General features: G+C 37.8%; 13 protein-coding genes and 1 riboswitch. Of the genes, 11 read left to right on the plus strand and 2 right to left on the minus strand.

Annotated features, from left to right (window positions below; translation table 11 throughout):
• Positions 1-5: 5 nt before the first annotated feature.
• From BLT30_RS00970 to BLT30_RS00990, 5 genes are all read left to right on the plus strand, one after another.
• Positions 6-794 carry a DUF4129 domain-containing protein gene (locus BLT30_RS00970; RefSeq protein WP_089870652.1) on the plus strand — a complete coding sequence of 263 codons (789 nt, stop codon included), beginning with the start codon at positions 6-8 and terminating at the stop codon, positions 792-794.
• 23 nt (positions 795-817) lie between these two features.
• Positions 818-1,987 carry a hypothetical protein gene (locus tag BLT30_RS00975; RefSeq protein ID WP_089870653.1) on the plus strand — a complete coding sequence of 390 codons (1,170 nt, stop codon included), beginning with the start codon at positions 818-820 and terminating at the stop codon, positions 1,985-1,987.
• A 5-nt stretch (positions 1,988-1,992) separates the two neighbouring features.
• Entirely contained in the window at positions 1,993-2,988 is a 996-nt protein-coding gene (locus tag BLT30_RS00980; RefSeq protein ID WP_089870656.1) for an AAA family ATPase, read from the plus strand.
• A 199-nt stretch (positions 2,989-3,187) separates the two neighbouring features.
• Complete coding sequence (locus tag BLT30_RS00985; RefSeq protein WP_245707086.1) at positions 3,188-4,519, plus strand: DUF58 domain-containing protein; 1,332 nt, start codon at positions 3,188-3,190, stop codon at positions 4,517-4,519.
• A gap of 116 nt (positions 4,520-4,635) precedes the next feature.
• Positions 4,636-5,058 carry an OsmC family protein gene (locus BLT30_RS00990; protein ID WP_089870659.1) on the plus strand — a complete coding sequence of 141 codons (423 nt, stop codon included), beginning with the start codon at positions 4,636-4,638 and terminating at the stop codon, positions 5,056-5,058.
• 75 nt (positions 5,059-5,133) lie between these two features.
• On the opposite strand, the gene BLT30_RS00995 is transcribed toward BLT30_RS00990, so the two are convergent.
• Entirely contained in the window at positions 5,134-7,740 is a 2,607-nt protein-coding gene (locus BLT30_RS00995; RefSeq protein WP_089870661.1) for an MGH1-like glycoside hydrolase domain-containing protein, read from the minus strand.
• A 364-nt stretch (positions 7,741-8,104) separates the two neighbouring features.
• Positions 8,105-8,911: a glucose 1-dehydrogenase gene (locus BLT30_RS01000; protein ID WP_089870664.1), complete on the minus strand. Its 807-nt coding sequence runs from the start codon at positions 8,909-8,911 to the stop codon at positions 8,105-8,107.
• A 161-nt stretch (positions 8,912-9,072) separates the two neighbouring features.
• Positions 9,073-9,174, plus strand: a riboswitch (SAM riboswitch).
• Between the two features lie 56 nt (positions 9,175-9,230).
• On the opposite strand from BLT30_RS01000, the gene BLT30_RS01005 reads away from it, so the two are divergent.
• From BLT30_RS01005 to metF, 6 genes are all read left to right on the plus strand, one after another.
• A complete protein-coding gene (locus tag BLT30_RS01005) occupies positions 9,231-10,178 on the plus strand; it encodes an alpha/beta fold hydrolase (protein WP_089870666.1) in 948 nt (315 codons plus the stop codon).
• The gene (locus BLT30_RS01010; RefSeq protein ID WP_089870668.1) at positions 10,178-11,716 is read left to right on the plus strand and encodes an ACT domain-containing protein; all 1,539 of its coding nucleotides are present in this window, start codon (positions 10,178-10,180) and stop codon (positions 11,714-11,716) included. The genes BLT30_RS01005 and BLT30_RS01010 overlap by 1 nt, the downstream gene beginning before the upstream one ends.
• 107 nt (positions 11,717-11,823) lie before the next feature.
• The gene (locus tag BLT30_RS01015) at positions 11,824-12,990 is read left to right on the plus strand and encodes an O-succinylhomoserine sulfhydrylase (RefSeq protein WP_089872824.1); all 1,167 of its coding nucleotides are present in this window, start codon (positions 11,824-11,826) and stop codon (positions 12,988-12,990) included.
• Between the two features lie 327 nt (positions 12,991-13,317).
• On the plus strand, positions 13,318-14,331 hold the full coding sequence (locus BLT30_RS01020; protein WP_089872826.1) for a homocysteine S-methyltransferase family protein: 1,014 nt from the start codon (positions 13,318-13,320) through the stop codon (positions 14,329-14,331).
• Between the two features lie 2 nt (positions 14,332-14,333).
• Complete coding sequence (gene metH, locus BLT30_RS01025) at positions 14,334-17,015, plus strand: methionine synthase (protein WP_089870670.1); 2,682 nt, start codon at positions 14,334-14,336, stop codon at positions 17,013-17,015.
• A 19-nt stretch (positions 17,016-17,034) separates the two neighbouring features.
• Complete coding sequence (gene metF / locus BLT30_RS01030) at positions 17,035-17,991, plus strand: methylenetetrahydrofolate reductase [NAD(P)H] (RefSeq protein ID WP_089870672.1); 957 nt, start codon at positions 17,035-17,037, stop codon at positions 17,989-17,991.
• The last annotated feature ends 24 nt before the right edge of the window (positions 17,992-18,015 follow it).

An 18,015-nucleotide genomic window follows, 5' to 3' on the forward strand; every position in this document is an offset into this window, starting at 1 on the left:
AGCAGATGAGATTTAGAATCCTTCTTTTACTATTTTTTTCTTTACTGGGAAGCTCGGTTTTTTCTCAGTACGATACTGTGCAGGAAGTGGAAGTTGTTGAGGATTCCGTAAGCTATGATTCTGAGGAAGAGTTTGTCTTGACGGATTCTTTGGTCGGGTCCAATTATTCTACAAACAATACGCTTTATCCGAAAAATTTCTCTCCAGATCTCAAAAATAAATACAAAGGAAACGAATTCGATTATGGTGTTTCAAAACCTCAAGAATCACTTTGGGATATCATCAAAAGACAGATTGCCAAATTATTGTCCAGGATCTTCAAAGATATTGATCCAAATAAAGCTACCAATTATACGGTGATCATTTTACGAACTATTGGTATTCTGGTCATTGGGTCTTTGCTATATCTTCTGATCAGATATCTGATATCGAAAGAAGGAAATTTCTTGTTTGGAAAGAAGAATCGGAAAATTAAGATTGCGACCCAGGACCTAGAAGAAAACATTCACGAGATCAATTTTCCCCAGAGTATCTTGAAATTCGAAAAACAGCAAGACTACCGTTCAGCGATCCGTTATCATTTTCTATTTGCTCTTAAAAAATTATCGGACAAAGATCTGATCAAATGGAATCCCGAAAAGACAAATCGGGATTATCTGAGGGAACTGAAAAACATCAGCTTAAAAGAAGATTTTAGTCGTATCATTTACATTTATGATTATATCTGGTATGGCGAATTCGATACAGAAGAGAAAGATTATCAATATTACAGATCCTATTTTAACAAATTCTAAAACAATTCATCATCCGCAGATCAATGAACAAAACCTTCAAAATATACGCTATTGTTTTTATCATCATATTGATTGTGGTGGCGATGTTTGGGATAGGTAAAAAGCCTGCTTTGGATTGGCGAAAGAACTTTGATGTCGATAAAAAAACACCTTTTGGGCTTTATATTTTTGATCAGGAATCGTCCGGTTTATTTCACAGGAAATTAGAAAAAGTAAGAGTTTCTCCCTATTCTTATTATCAAAAAAATAATCAGAAGAAGCCACATAATATCCTGATCATACAAAAAAAACTGGACGATGTTTCCTGGCAATATATTTTGGATCAGGTTTCTAAAGGCTCCGATGTGATGTGGTTTACCAACGACACTACTGCAAAATTGAGAGATACATTGGGTTTTAGATTCAAGACTGTGGGTCATGAAAAAAATTATTATCTGCAATTCACCGATAAAAAATTATCTGATAACAGGTTGTTCATTGATAAGTTTCCTGAAAACCAAGGTTTTTCTTATATCAGGAATGATATAGAAATTCTTGGGAAAACATTACATAAAGATAAAAGTAATGAGACTTCCTTTAGTGCGGATTTTGTGAAAGTTAATTTCGGGAAAGGACATTTTTATATCCATTCAGAGCCTTTGGTTTTGACGAATTATTATATTTTAAATTCTAAGAATAAATATATAGAAAGCGTACTTTCTTATCTTCCGAAAAGGGAAACAGTGTGGTTTATAGAAAATGATACACCATTATCGATGTCTCCTCTTAGATTCATCCACAGTAATCCTCCACTGAAATATGCGTGGTATCTACTGCTTTTTGGTTTGATTATTTTCGTGATTTTCAATGCAAAAAGAAAACAGCGGATAGTCCCAATCATCGAACCTCTGAAAAATACTTCGGTCGAATTTATCCGCAGTATTGGAAATCTTTATCTACAGGAAGGTGATTTCCACGAGATGATGGCGAAGAAAGCACAATATTTTTTGAATAGAGTAAGGATGGATCTGTTGATAGACACGCATGATCTGGATGCACAATTTATTAATAAACTACATCTGAAAACCGGAAAGAATATAGAACTAATAGAAGAAGCCGTAAAATTGATAAAGAAAGGACAGGATCCTTATGCAAGCGTGATGAAGGAAGAGCTTATCAGAATGAATCAGCTTCTGGACAAAATTTTAAAATAACAATTATGGAAGAACAATACCAAGACAAAGCACCCGAATTCCAGTCAAGGCTGGATATGATGGAATTGCGAAATAATCTGGAACGTGTAAAAGCAGAAATTGCAAAAGTCATTGTAGGACAGGATAATATGATAGAACATCTTTTAGCGGCATTATTGTCAAATGGACATGTTTTGATAGAAGGTGTTCCCGGCGTTGCAAAAACAGTTACCGCAAAATTGTTAGCTAAAACCATTTCTGTAGATTTCAGCAGGATACAGTTCACGCCGGATCTGATGCCTTCTGATATTTTGGGAACTTCTGTTTTCAATGTCAAAGAAGCGGACTTCAGATATAAAAAAGGTCCAATTTTTTCCAATTTTGTTTTGATTGATGAGATCAACCGTTCGCCTGCAAAAACGCAATCAGCATTGTTCGAGGTGATGGAAGAACGCCAAATCACTATGGACGGGATCAAATACCCAATGGAAGAGCCATTCTTAGTGGTCGCAACTCAAAACCCGATCGAACATGAAGGGACTTACAGGCTGCCGGAAGCACAACTCGACCGTTTTCTTTTCAAAATCGAAGTTGGCTATCCAAATCTGGAGCAGGAAATTGAAATCATTAAAAACCAACACAACAACAGATTAGAAGACAAAACCGACGTAGTTCAAACCGTCATTTCCGGACAACAATTGAAGCAATATCAGCAATTGGTAAAAGATATCATTGTTGAACAAAACCTTCTGGAATACATTGCGAAAATCATTGTTAATACAAGGGAAAATCAATTTTTATATTTGGGCGCATCGCCAAGAGCGAGTTTGGCTTTGCTGACCGCAAGTAAAGCTTTTTCCGCCATCCGAGGCCGTGATTTCGTAACGCCGGAAGATATCAAGGAAGCATCTTTTGCAGTTTTACGTCACAGAATTATTGTTTCCCCGGAACGTGAGATGGAAGGCCTGACAGCGGACGAGATTATCAGACAAATCTTGGAAAGCATCGAAGTTCCGAGATAATAGACCACAAAATAATTGGAAATCCTTCGACTCCGCTCAGGATGACATCTCTAATAGTACGCATTTCAAACCACTGTCAGTCTGAGCGGAGATGAAGTCTTTCATAATATCTTATTTAAGTTTACGCCTTTGCGAACCTTAAAATATTAAGTATTTAAAAAACTTGTGAACTTTGTGTTTAATTAACGAATAGATTCAAGTGAAAACATTAAAACAAACATACCTCAATAACAGATTTTTCTTCACATTGTTCTGCGTAGGATTTTGCTATGTTTTGGCATTTTTCTTTCCGTTGATGATGTGGATTGCCAACTCATTATTGATTTTTGTTTTAGTGTTGACGGTAGTTGATGGTTTGATTCTTTTCCTAAATAAAGAAGGAATCAACGCACAAAGAATCTTGCCGGAAAAATTATCAAACGGCGATGAAAATTCGGTTAAAGTTGATATTAGAAATAATTACAATTTTAATATTAGCACCAAGATCATTGACGAAATTCCCTTTCAATTTCAAAAAAGAGATTTCCTGATTCAGAAAAATATCGAAAGCGGAAACAACACATTTTTTGAATATATTCTTGAACCGAAAGAACGTGGCGAGTACAGTTTCGGAAGTCTGAATATTTACGTCAATTCTCCAATTGGTTTGGTTTCCAGAAGATTTACATTTCAAAAAGATGCGAAGTTGGCAAGTTATCCGTCATTCATTAATCTCAGAAAATATGAATTGATGGCGCTTCAAAACGAATTTATGTTAGGCGGGATCAAGAAAATCCGAAAGCTTGGTCACACGATGGAGTTCGAGCAGATCCGTGATTATGTCCAGGGCGATGATATCAGAAGCATTAACTGGAAAGCGACCTCCAAATCCAGCAAATTAATGGTCAATCAGTTTCAGGATGAAAAATCTCAAAGGATCATGATGCTCATTGACAAAGGAAGAACGATGAAAATGCCTTTTAATGGATTGAGTTTACTGGATTATTCCATCAATGCGACAATGGCGCTTTCTCATATTATTCTGAAGAAAGGCGACCGCGCCGGAACGATGACTTTCTCCAAAAAAACCGAAAACAAAGTCGCAGCAGACAACAGGTCCGGACAACTGAAAAGAATTTCTGAAGCACTTTACAATGTTCAGACCAATTTCTTCGAAAGTGATTTTGGAAGACTTTATCAGGAAACGAAATTTCATCTGAATCAAAGAAGTTTGGTCTTATTGTTTACGAATTTCGAGACTTTAGATGGTCTTGACCGACAGATGAAATTTCTGAGAGGAATCGCCAAAAACCACTTGCTGGTGGTTATTTTCTTCAAAAACTCCGAAGTTCATAAAGTCCTCAATACAAATCCGGAAAGCATGCAGGAAATCTATGATGAGATCATTGGGGAAAAATTCGAATTTGAGAAAAAACTGATTATTCAGGAACTCAGAAAATATGGAATTTACAGTATCTACACGCTTCCTGAAAACCTTAACATCGATGTCATCAATAAATATCTGGAGATAAAAGCGAGGGGAATTTTGTAAATTTGGATTTAATTACAAATCTTACTCTAAACGAGGTGGTTTTGTGAAACTTAAAACATTGAATTATTAAAAAAAACTTTGTGCGCTTTGTGTTCAATAAATAATAAAATCTTAAAATGAAAATTACACTCAATAGAATCAACAACGATTTCCTTTTCGAATGTTCCAATGAACAAGGAAATTCTATTTTATTAGATAATACGACTTTACCCGGAGCAAAAGGAGTGTCTCCAATGCAATCTTTACTGATGGCAGTTGCCGGATGTAGCGGAATCGATGTCGTTTCCATCTTAAAAAAACAACGCCAAACGATCACCGATTTCAAAGCGGAAGTAGAAGGCGAAAGAGTTCAGGTAGATGATGCAAAACCTTTTAAATCCATCAAAGTAAAATTTTTCCTCGAAGGCGAAATCGACCCGAAAAAAGCAAAAAAAGCAGCAGAATTGTCTTTCGAAAAATATTGCTCCGTTTCTAAAACATTGGAGCCAAATGTTGAAATCACTTATGAAGTGAGTGTGAATGGAGAAATTGTGCAGTAGAGTTTGAGGGGTCGGAGAGTTCGAGAGAATTTAATATCTCTCAAACTCTAAAAACATTCCGACTCCAAAACTTATTTATCGACTAGAAAGTCTCGGCTGAATCAACTTCGCAACCGTAGAGGTCCAACCGGTTTGATGGGATGCCCCAACACCGCGACCATTATCGCCGTGGAAATACTCGAAGAACATTATATAATCTTTGAAATGCGGGTCATTATTGAATTTCTCAACACCACCATTGAAAGCTCTGTTTCCGTTTCCATCCTTCAGAAAAATATTACAAAGTCTGTCGCTAATGTCTTTGGAAACTTCTTCAAGATTCTTTTGGACGCCACTTCCTTTTGGATATTCGATAGTCAATGTGTCGCCGAAAAAGAAATGAAAACGTTGTAAGCTTTCAACAATCAGGAAATTGATTGGAAACCAAATCGGTCCGCGCCAGTTACTGTTTCCACCAAACATTCGGCTGTCACTTTCTGCAGGCGTGTAATAAACCACGTGTTCCTGCCCGTGAACAGTGAAACGGAAAGGGTTTTCTTCATAAACTTTGGACATTGCACGGATTCCGTAATCACTTAGAAACTCGGATTCGTCAACCAATCTGTCAAGAACTTTCGTCAATCTTGTTTTCCTCAGGATACTCAGAAGGTGTTTGTTTCCTTCGCCCTCAACATACCATTGAGAGACCAGTTTTGTAAGGTCTTGTTTATTTTTCAGAATCCATTCCATCCTTTTTTTGAAGTCAGGAAGTTTTTCCAACATGCTGTGCTCCACAACTTCCACCGCAAACATCGGAATCAGTCCAACGATACTTCGAAGTTTCAAATTCACACTATCTCCGTTCGATAGCTGAAGCAGATCATAGAAAAACCCGTCTTCCTCATTCCAAAGTCCCTGTTTTCCTTCGCCAATGTTTTCCATTGCTTCGGCAATATAAAGATAATGTTCAAAAAACTTGATCGCCATATCTTCATAAACCGGATTGTACGTTGCAAGTTCCATTGCGATACGCATCATATTCAGAGCGTACATTGCCATCCAGCTGGTTCCGTCGGCCTGTTCCAGATGTTCTCCTTCACTGAATTCCATATTTCTATCGAATGCTCCAATATTATCAAGACCCAAGAATCCTCCACCAAAAAGATTGTTTCCGTTATAATCTTTTCGGTTGACCCACCAGGTGAAATTCAGTAATAATTTTTGAAAAACCCTTTCAAGAAAAGCTAAATCAGGTTTCCCATTATTTTTTTCATCGATTTTGAAAACCCGGAAAGTTGCCCAGGCGTGAACAGGCGGATTAACGTCATCAAAGTTCCATTCATAAGCCGGAACCTGACCGTTCGGATGCATATACCATTCCTTCGTCAATGTGATCAATTGATTCTTTGCGAATTCCGAATCAATCACAGAAAAACTCACACAATGGAACGCTAAATCCCAAGTCGCATACCAAGGATATTCCCACTTGTCGGGCATCGAGATAATATCTTTGTTATGAAGATGTTCCCAATTGCTGTTTCTTACAAAACCTTTTCTTTGGATAGGAAAATTTGGGTCACCTTTCAGCCATTTTCCTATGTTGTAATGATAGAATTGTTTGTTCCAAAGCAAACCTGCGAAAGCCTGTCTTTGAACATTTTTTTCATCCTCATTTTCGATATCTTTTTGAATGTTCGCATAGAACTCATCCGCTTCTTGTTTTCTTCTTGAAACGATTTCATCAAAATCCCAAAACGCATCATCCATAATATGAGGCGATAATCGGAATTCGAAAACCTTGTTGCTGTTCGCTTCTATGATTTCTTCACAATGAAGAGACGCTTTTGTTCCGGTTTTAGATGGATTAATAGTGTCTAAGCCTTTTGTAATATATTGATTGATTCCGTCTTTGAAAAAACCTTCTGTTTTTGGAAGATTGAATAACCTTGCGCGATTTGTTTCATTCTCACAAAACAAAGCATCTGCATTTCTATTTCTGGAATATAATTTCTTAATGCTAAGGCTATTATGATGAACGTCAATCTCGCCTTGCTTCGAGAAACCGAGTTGTCCTTTGTAATCATTGTATCCCCACATCCAGTTATTTCTGTACCAGACCGTCGGCAAAACTACAATTGGAGCAGGTTGGCTACTTCTGTTATGAACATCGATTCTGATTAAAAAATCATCCTCGCCAGCTTTCGCATATTCAATAAAAATATCAAAATACTCATCGTTATCAAAGATTCCAGTATCAAATATTTCATATTCTGGGTCTTTATTTGAGCGTTGCGCATTCGTATTGATGAGGTCATCGTACGGAAAGGCATTGATCGGATATTTGTAAACCATCTTCATATAGCTATGAGACGGCGTATTGTCCAAATAATAGAAAATCTCCTTGATATCTTCACCGTGATTTCCCTGGTAATTACTCAGTCCGAAAAAACGTTCCTTGACTCTGCAGTCATTTTTATTCCAAAAAGAAAAGGCAAAGCACAATTGCTGTTTCTCATCCGAGATTCCCGCGATACCTTCCTCCGCCCAACGGTAAGTCCACGCTTCCGCCATATCGTGACCGGTAAATCCCCACGCATCGCCGTTGGTACTGTAATCTTCGCGCACATTTCCCCATTGGCGGTGGCTCACGTAAGGTCCCCACTTTTTCCAATTTGGATTTTTTAATTTTTCTTCTTCATTCATTTTCTAATTATTTTTCTAGAATAATTATTCTTTTTATTAGGAGCATCACGGTTGTCCATTTGTTAGAACATCCCAACCCGCTGTCCACTATATCTTTTTTGTTTTTTACAACATTTGTCATTCTGAATTACTGAACAATCCAAAAAACAAAAAAGGATGCCGTTCCCATCGGGGCTATGTTGAGGTTTTCCCCTTCTTTCAACGATAAATGATAATTTCCCAAACCATCATCCGCTTAAAAAATCGATTCATCGATTCTCTGCCTTCTTAAAAATCTGACGCTCTTCAAAAATCTTTGCGTTTAAAAATTTCAAGGAAAAAATAGTGAATCAATCATTTATCTCTTATCATTCATCATTTATAATCATCCGTTGTCTGCAAAACTCTCCAACGTCGTCATCCCGCCATCCACATAGATACTCGCACCGGTAATATAATCCGAATAATCACTCGCCAAAAATACAGCTAAATTTCCAATGTCTTCCGGTTGACCGATTCTGTCATACGGAATCAGCGTCATCAGCGCATCCAGAGATTCTTTGTTATCCCAGGCCGATTTATTGATTGGTGTTTGAATGGCGCCCGGACAAATATTATTCACACGGATTTTTTGTTTTCCATATTCTTGAGCCAAAGTCTGCATCAACATCCTGAGCGCACCTTTACTGGAAGCATAATTTGCGTGTCCAGCCCACGGAATCGTCTCGTGAACACTGCTGATGTTGATGATTTTCCCCAAAGCTTTAGATTTTTCTGTCATTCCACGTTTCAGGAATTCTTTAATCGCTTCTCTTGAACACAGAAATTGTCCTGTAAGATTTACATCAATTACTTTCTGCCATTGAGCGAGAGTCATTTCTACAAAAGGCGCGTCTTGTTGCAAGCCTGCGTTATTAATAAGAATATCAACAGTTCCATATTTATCAATTGTTGTTTGGAACATTGCCAGAACTTGGTCTTCCTTACTCACGTCACACTGGATGATAAAACCTTCGCCACCATTTTCCTCAATGGTTTTCAAAGTTTCCTCAGCTTCAGGTCGAGAATGTTCTGATGAATGATTTATGATGGTGATTGCGCCAGATTTTGCCAAACTAATAGCAATTCCTTTCCCGATTCCACTGCTGGAACCCGTCACGATAGCAACTTGTTTATTAAGATTGATTTCCATAATTTATTGTAAAAAGAAATTTTAACTACAAATATTATACGCAAGTTCTGGGAAAATTTATTATTAACAAATAATTATTTTAGAAATTTCAAGCTAAATTTGGAAAAAGTGAATTTTGTGAAGTATATTTGCAGCCAGAATTGTTCATTTACATATTGAAAATGTTATCGAGAAAGGTGGAGAGATAGACTCTGTGAAACCTTGGCAACCCTTCGGAAACGAAGAAGGTGCTAAATTCTACTCATTATTGAGAAAGATAACCAAAACATTTATTCTACATTTTTCCCGTAGCATTTTCAATTTTTATCATTTTATAAAATTGGAAAATAAGCTACAACATCTTCAGACATTACATTTCACGACACAAACCGGAAAGGTTTATGATATTCCATTAAGCTATCAGCTTTTTGGAAAAGAACTGTATTCTGCTCCAATTATTTTGATAAATCACGCTCTGACAGGTAATTCCGATGTGGCCGGAGAAAACGGATGGTGGAAAACCTTGGTTAGAGAAGACAAAGTAATTGACACAAACCGATTTACAATAATCTGTTTCAACATTCCCGGAAACGGTTATGACGGATTTTTCATTGATGATTACGAAGATTTCACAGCTCAGGACATCGCCAAAATTTTCATCGAAGGTTTAAAGTTTTTAAAAATCGAAAAACTTTTCGCTTTGGTTGGCGGTTCTGTTGGCGGCTCTATCGGTTGGGAAATGTTAGCTTTAGAAAATAACTTGACGGAAAAATTCATTCCGATTGCAACAGACTTCAAAACGTCAGATTGGTTACATTCCCAATGTCTGGTTCAGAAATTCCTTTTGGATTCAGAAGAAAAACCTTTAGAAAAAGCACGGATTCACGCAATGTTATGTTACAGAACGCCGGAATCTCTTAACTCAAGATTCAAAAGGGAAAAAGATTCTGAAAAGCAAATTCTTAAATCCCACGACTGGCTTAACTTCCACGGAAACCGATTGAACGAAAGATTTAGTTTAAAAGCTTACAAACTCGTCAATCATCTTCTGATGAACATCAATGGAAAGGAAAATGAATTGGAAAACATCAATGCAGAAATCCATCTGATTTCGGTTGATTCAGACCTTTTTTACCCGGCTTTTGAAATTAAAAACACTTACGATTTTTTACAAAATAAAAACAAAAATGTTCAGTACCACGAAATAAAATCCATCCACGGACACGATGCTTTCCTGATGGAATATGAACAACTGAACACAATTTTAACACCTCTATTTTTGAACTGATGACAGACAAGAACGCAATTAATATTTATAGAAACAAAGCTTTGGTCAACTTCGAAGGGAAAAATTTCCTCGGACAAATCGGCGTGGATTCACGCATTTTTCAAGCTTTGAATGGAGGCGGAATCAGCGTTGGTGTTATTTCCCAGCAAGCCATAGAAAACGGAATTTCTGTTCTTGTAGATGAAGTTGATGCGGAAGATGCTGTCAAGTTTCTGAAAAAAGAATTTGAGAAGGGAGCGAAGGAAGGTCACGTCAGCAATATTTATAGCATTGATAATTTGAGCGTTATCGGTTTTGTTTACGACAATTACAATAAGATATTATCAGAACTTCAACGCAACAAGATTTTCCCTTTATTATTAAGTCAAATCGCGTCTGCGGGAAGAGTAAATATAGTTGTAACGGCAAATCAAACTGAAATTACAAAAAATATCATCGAAACCGAAATCTACGGAAAACCAAAAACCGTCCATCTAGCTTTGATTGGTCACGGAAATGTCGGCGGAACTTTGGTAGAGCAAATCCTAGATTCAGCTTATGATATTCTGAAAAGAAAAAGAGTGGATTTGAAAATCGTTGCGATTGCCAACTCCAAAAAAATTGCTTTTAACCAAGCCGGTTTCGGAAGTGACTGGAGACAGAAAATTAAATTTTCCCAAACAGAATCCAGCGTAGAAAAATTGGTTGATTTTGCAAAAGAACATCACTTGGAAAATCTTGTAATGGTCGATAACACAGCGAGCAAAGATTTTGTAAAACATTATCCAACCTTCGTTGAAAATGGTTTTGATGTCGTAGGTTCCAACAAAATTTATAACACTTTACCAATTTCAGAATACCGCGATTTCAGAAAGTTATTAGAGAAAAACAAAAAGAAATATCTTTACGAAACCAATGTCGGCGCAGGTTTACCATTAATTGACACGATTAAACTTCTGCATCTTTCAGGCGAAAATATCACCAGAATCAAAGGTGTCTTCTCCGGAACTTTGAGTTACGTTTTCAATAACTTCTCCCTTCGAAATGATAAATTCTCTGTTATCATCCGTGAAGCGATGGACAAAGGTTTCACAGAACCTGACCCACGTGAAGATTTATCAGGAAATGATGTTGCAAGAAAATTGTTGATTCTGGCCAGAGAATTAGATTTGATTAATGAATTCCCAGATATTAATATTCAAAATCTCGTTCCACAAACCCTTTTGGATATCAACAAAGATGAATTCATCTCCAGACTGGAAGAATTAGACTCAGAATATCAAAACATCAAAGAAAATCAGAAACCCGACCACGTTTTACGTTACGTCGGTGATTTGCACGGAAATCTTCAGGAAGAAAGAGGAGAATTGGACGTAAAATTAATTTCTGTTCCATCAAACTCTGCCCTCGGACAACTTAAAGGTTCAGATTCCATTTTCGAAATATACACAGAGAGTTACGGTGAAAATCCAATCGTCATTATGGGAGCCGGAGCTGGAGCAAAAGTAACTGCCAGAGGCGTTTTTGGAGATATTTTAAGACTGAGCGAAACAAAATAATTAACGGAACCCGAAAGGGTTCAATATCAGTAGCCGTAGGTGAAACCTATGGAACGAAACAATTGCAACAACAAACAACCGTAAATAAAACTACGGAAAATATAGAAATGGAAAATCAAAATTTCGAAACATTAGCCATCAGAACGCAAACCGAAAGAACTCAGTTTGACGAACATTCCACACCATTATACCTCACGTCAAGCTTCGTATTTGAAGATGCGGAAGATATGCGTGCAAGTTTTGCAGAAGAAAAAGACAAAAATCTTTATAGCCGTTTCAGCAACCCAAACGTCACAGAATTTGTTGATAAAATCACGAAAATGGAAGGTGCGGAATCTGGTTACGCTTTCGCAACAGGAATGGCGGCGATTTATTCAACATTTGCAGCGTTGCTTGATGCGGGCGACCATATTGTGAGTTGTCAGTCGGTATTTGGTTCTACACACACATTGTTCACGAAATATTTTCCAAAATGGAATATTGAAACAACTTATTTCAAAGCTGAAGACGCCGAGAATATTGAAAAATACATCAAACCAAATACAAAAATCTTGTACTTGGAAACGCCAACAAATCCGGCAATCGAGATTTTAGATTTAGAATTCTTCGGGCAAATTGCCAAAAAACACAACCTGATTTTCATCGTAGACAACTGTTTCGCAACACCTTACTTGCAACAGCCAATCAAATACGGCGCAGATATTGTCGTTCATTCCGCAACGAAACTGATTGACGGCCAAGGTCGAGTTCTTGGCGGAGTTGCCGTCGGAAAAGCAGATTTGATTCGTGAGATTTATCTTTTCGCAAGGAACACAGGTCCGGCGATGTCGCCGTTCAACGCCTGGGTTTTGAGCAAGAGTCTGGAAACTCTGGCCATTCGGGTTGAAAAACACTGCGAAAATGCGCAGAAAGTTGCCGAGTTTCTGGAAAATCATCCGAATGTGGAATTGGTAAAATATCCTTTCCTGAAGTCTCACCCAAGCTACGAAATTGCTAAAAAGCAAATGAAATTAGGCGGAAATATCGTGGCTTTCGAAATCAAAGGTGGAATCGAAGGCGGACGAAATTTCCTAAACAGAATTAAGATGTGTTCCCTTTCCGCAAACTTGGGAGATACGAGGACGATTGTTACACATCCTGCTTCCACAACGCATTCCAAACTTTCCGATGAAGAAAGAAACGAAGTTGGAATCACCGCCGGATTGGTGCGTTGCTCCGTCGGATTGGAAAATATAGATGACATTATCAACGATTTGAAACAGGCTTTGGACTAATGTCATCTTAAGCGGAGTCGAAGGAAGGAGCAACAAGTTTAAGACTTCGAATCATGATTCCAACTCTCTGTCCGCTATATCTTTTTTTGCTTAGGAAGATTTGTCATCAAAAAGAAATTAAGTCAAAAGCAAAAAAAGGATGCCGCTACCATCAGGGCTATGTCGAGGTTTCCTCTTCCAATCGACGATAAAAAAGTATAGACAGAACGAATCCGAAGGATTTAATATCAGTAGCCGTAGGTGAAACCTATGGTAAAAAAGAACAAAGAAATTCAGAACCCGACAGGGTTCAATATCAATAACCGTTGGTAAAAACCTATGGAAAAAATGAAAAATTCAGAACAATTATATAAAGCCATTTCCGAGCGCATCCTGATTTTGGACGGCGCAATGGGCACAATGATTCAGCGCTACAATTTCTCGGAAGAAGATTATCGCGGTGAGCGTTTCAAAGATTGGGAATCCTCACTCAAAGGAAACAACGATTTGCTCTCTTTGACACAACCGGAAGCCATCGAAGAAATTCACAAAAAATATCTTTTAGCCGGCGCAGACATCATCGAAACCAACACATTTTCAGGAACTACGATTGCTATGGCGGATTATCATATGGAAGATTTGGTTTACGAACTTAATTACGAATCGGCCAAAATCGCCAAAAAAGTCTGTGACGAATTCACTGCTCAAAATCCCAACAAACCAAGATTTGTTGCTGGTTCAATTGGGCCAACCAACAGAACGGCGAGTCTTAGTCCAGATGTAAACGACCCAGGTTACAGGGCAATCACTTTTGATGAACTCAGAATTGCTTATAAACAACAGGCAGAAGCTTTGCTGGACGGCGGTTCCGACATTCTTTTGGTAGAAACCATTTTCGACACTTTGAATGCAAAAGCGGCACTTTTTGCCATTGATGAAATAAGAGAAGAACGCAATATCAAAATTCCGATTATGGTTTCAGGAACTATTACCGATGCTTCTGGAAGAACTTTGAGTGGACAAACTGCCGATGCATTTTTGATTTCGGTTTCTCATATGGACTTGATAAGTGTTGGTTTTAATTGTGCTTTGGGTGCAAAACAATTGACGCCTTATCTGGAAATTCTTGCCAATCACACAGATTTCGGAATTTCTGCATATCCAAACGCCGGCTTACCGAACGCCTTCGGTCAATACGACGAAACTGCGGAACAGATGGCAAATCAGGTCGAAGAATATTTAGAAAAAGGATTAATTAATATCATTGGTGGTTGTTGTGGAACAACGCCAGACCATATCAATGCCATTGCTGATTTGGCAAAAAATTACAAGCCGAGACAATTATCGGTAATTAGTCAATAATTATGGAAACAGATTGTAAAAGAAAGTATCTGAAATTATCAGGCCTTGAGCCTTTGATTATAACTCCCGAATCCAACTTTATCAATGTTGGAGAGAGAACCAACGTTGCGGGTTCCAAAAAATTTCTTCGTCTCATTAAGGAAGAAAAATATGCCGAAGCTCTGGATATTGCAAGAAACCAAGTAGAAGGCGGCGCTCAGATTCTTGATGTCAATATGGATGACGGACTTTTGGACGGAAAATATGCAATGGTAAAATTCCTTAACCTTATTGCTTCCGAACCAGATATTGCCAGAATTCCGATTATGATAGATTCTTCCAAATGGGAAATTCTGGAAGCTGGATTGCAGGTTGTTCAGGGAAAACCAGTTGTTAATTCCATCAGTCTTAAAGGTGGTGAAGAAGAATTCATCAAGCAGGCGAAAGCGATAAAAAGATACGGTGCGGCAGCCATAATTATGGCGTTTGATGAGGTTGGACAAGCCGATAATTACGAAAGAAGAATCGAAATTTCCAAAAGGTCTTATGATATTTTGGTGAATCAGGTTGGTTTTCCTTCCGAGGATATTATTTTCGACCTTAATATTTTTCCTGTTGCAACAGGAATGGATGAGCACCGCAGAAATGCGATTGACTTTATCGAAGCAACACGCTGGGTTCGCACCAATCTTCCGAATGCTTCTGTAAGTGGTGGTGTTTCCAATGTGTCGTTTTCTTTCCGTGGCAATGATTCGGTAAGAGAAGCGATGCATTCTGTTTTCCTTTATCACGCCATAAAAGCAGGAATGAATATGGGAATCGTGAACCCTACAATGTTGGAAGTTTATGATGAAATTCCGAAAGATTTGCTGGAGTTGGTGGAAGATGTGATGCTCGACAGAAAAGACGATGCAACCGAAAAACTTCTCGATTATTCCGAAAGGGTCAAATCTACAAAAAAGGAAAAAGCGGAAGATTTGGCTTGGCGGGAAATGCCTTTGCAAGAAAGGATTACGCATTCTTTAGTAAAAGGAATTGACCGTTTTATAGAAGAAGATACGGAAGAAGCAAGGGAAATTTCAAAACGTCCGCTTGATGTTATCGAAATCAATCTGATGACAGGAATGGGGGTTGTCGGCGACCTTTTCGGAAGCGGAAAAATGTTCCTGCCTCAGGTTGTAAAATCGGCGAGAGTAATGAAAAAAGCTGTGGCCTATCTGCAACCTTTTATTGAAGCACAAAAAGACCAGACCCAAAAATCCAATGGTAAAATACTGATGGCGACAGTAAAAGGCGATGTTCACGATATTGGAAAAAATATTGTAAGCGTGGTTTTGGGTTGCAACAATTACGAAATTGTAGATTTGGGTGTGATGGTTCCTGCTGAAAAAATTATCCAGACGGCGATTGATGAGAAAGTGGATGTAATTGGATTGAGTGGATTGATTACACCAAGTCTGGACGAAATGGTTCACATTGCTGATGAATTGGAGCGCAAAAACCTTGATTTTCCATTGTTAATTGGAGGCGCAACAACTTCTAAAGCTCACACGGCAGTTAAAATTTCTCCAAAATATTCCAATACGGTTGTTCACGTGAATGATGCTTCCAGAGCAGTTGGTGTTGTGAGTGCGCTTTTGAATCAGGATAAATCCAATGCTTATGCTTTGGAAATCAGAAAAGATTATGATGAATTCCGTGAAAAATTCCTGAACCGCCAGGTTGATAAAGAATACGTGACTATTGAGGAAGCGAGAAAACAGAAATTCAAAATCGATTGGGAAAATGAAGAGATTCACACACCTAAAAAATTAGGAATTACAATCATCGAAGACCAAAATCTGGATGAATTAGTTGAATTTATCGATTGGTCACCTTTTTTCAGAAGCTGGCAATTGTTTGGGAAATTCCCTGAGATTTTGACGGATAATGTTGTTGGAGAACAGGCAACGATTTTGTTCAATGAAGCGCAGACAATGCTCAAAAAAATCTTAAAAGAAAAGAGTTTTGTTGCCAAAGGTATTTTTGGGATTTTCCCTGCGAATGCGAATGAACAAGATGATATTCTGGTTTTTGATGACAATCAAAATGTCATTTCGACTTTCAGAACCTTGCGTCAGCAACATAAAAAATCGGAAGGCAAAGAATATTTTGCTTTAAGTGATTTTATTGCTCCTGAAAATTCCGGGAAGCAGGATTATATTGGAACTTTCTGTGTTTGTACAGGTTTCGGAGCGGATGAATTGGCAAAAGAATATGAAGACCAAAATGACGATTACAATGCAATAATGGTAAAAGCTTTGGCAGACCGTTTTGCAGAAGCTTTCGCCGAATATCTTCATAAAAAAGTCCGAACCGAATATTGGGGCTATTCCGAAAATGAAACTTTGGATAACGACGAATTAATCAAAGAAAAATATCTTGGAATTCGTCCTGCGCCAGGTTATCCTGCATGTCCTGACCATTTGGAAAAATTGACGATTTGGGATTTATTAAAAGTCGAAGAAAACATTGGAGTGACTTTGACTGAAAGTTTGGCAATGTGGCCAACAGCGGCGGTTTCTGGTTATTATTTTGGAAATGAAAAATCAAAATATTTCGGGGTTGGAAAAATCGATGAAGACCAATTAAAAGATTTCGCTGAAAGAAAAGATGTTGAATTGGATTATGCCAGAAAATGGCTTGCTCCGAATCTTGCGGATTAATATTATTTAAAATTATTGAATGAAAATTACTGACCATATAAAAAACGCCAACGGCAAGACGCTTTTTTCTTTTGAAATTGTTCCTCCACAAAAAGGAGTTGGGATTGCTGATTTATATAAAAATATAGACCCGCTGATGGAGTTCAAACCGCCATTCATAGATGTTACAACTTCTCGGGAAGAATATATTTTTCTGGAAAGAGGGAACGGTTTGATGGAAAGAAAAATAACAAGAATGCGTCCAGGAACTTTGGGAATTTGTTCGGCCATTCAAAATAAATATAACGTTGATACAGTTCCACACGTTTTATGCGGTGGATTTACCAAAGAGGAAACCGAGTATCTTTTGGTGGATTGTATGTATCTGGGTATCAATAATATTGTAGCTTTGCGAGGTGATGCGATGAAAGGCGAAAAATATTTTGAACCATCTGTTGGTGGACATAAATACGCCTCTGATTTGGTAAAACAAATTCACGACTTGGGAATTGGGGAATATCTTCACGGCAAGATAGAATCTGATACAGATAATAGTTTCTGCATCGGTGTTGCAGGTTATCCTGAAAAGCATATTGAAGCACCTTCTATGAATTATGACCTTCAGATGTTGAAGAAAAAAGTAGATGCTGGAGCAGATTATATTGTTACTCAAATGTTTTTTGATAACCAGAAATTCTTTGAATTTGTAAACCAAGCCAGAGAAATAGGAATTGATGTCCCAATTATTCCAGGCATCAAACCGATTGCTACAAAAACACACTTGCAAATGTTGCCACAGGTTTTTAAAATCGATTTGCCTGAAGCTTTAATCAATGAAGTTATCAAATGTAAAACGAACAATGATGTTCGCGAGGTCGGAATAGAATGGGCCATCAATCAAAGCAAAGAATTGCTAGACTTTGGAATTCCGGTTCTGCATTTTTATTCGATGGGGAAAAGCGATAATATTCTGAAGATAGGAAGAGAGATTTTTTAAAATAAAAAAGAGATGCAATTTGCA

Origin of the sequence: Epilithonimonas hungarica, from assembly GCF_900102265.1 — a bacterium.
Classification (GTDB): Bacteria; Bacteroidota; Bacteroidia; order Flavobacteriales; family Weeksellaceae; genus Epilithonimonas; species Epilithonimonas hungarica.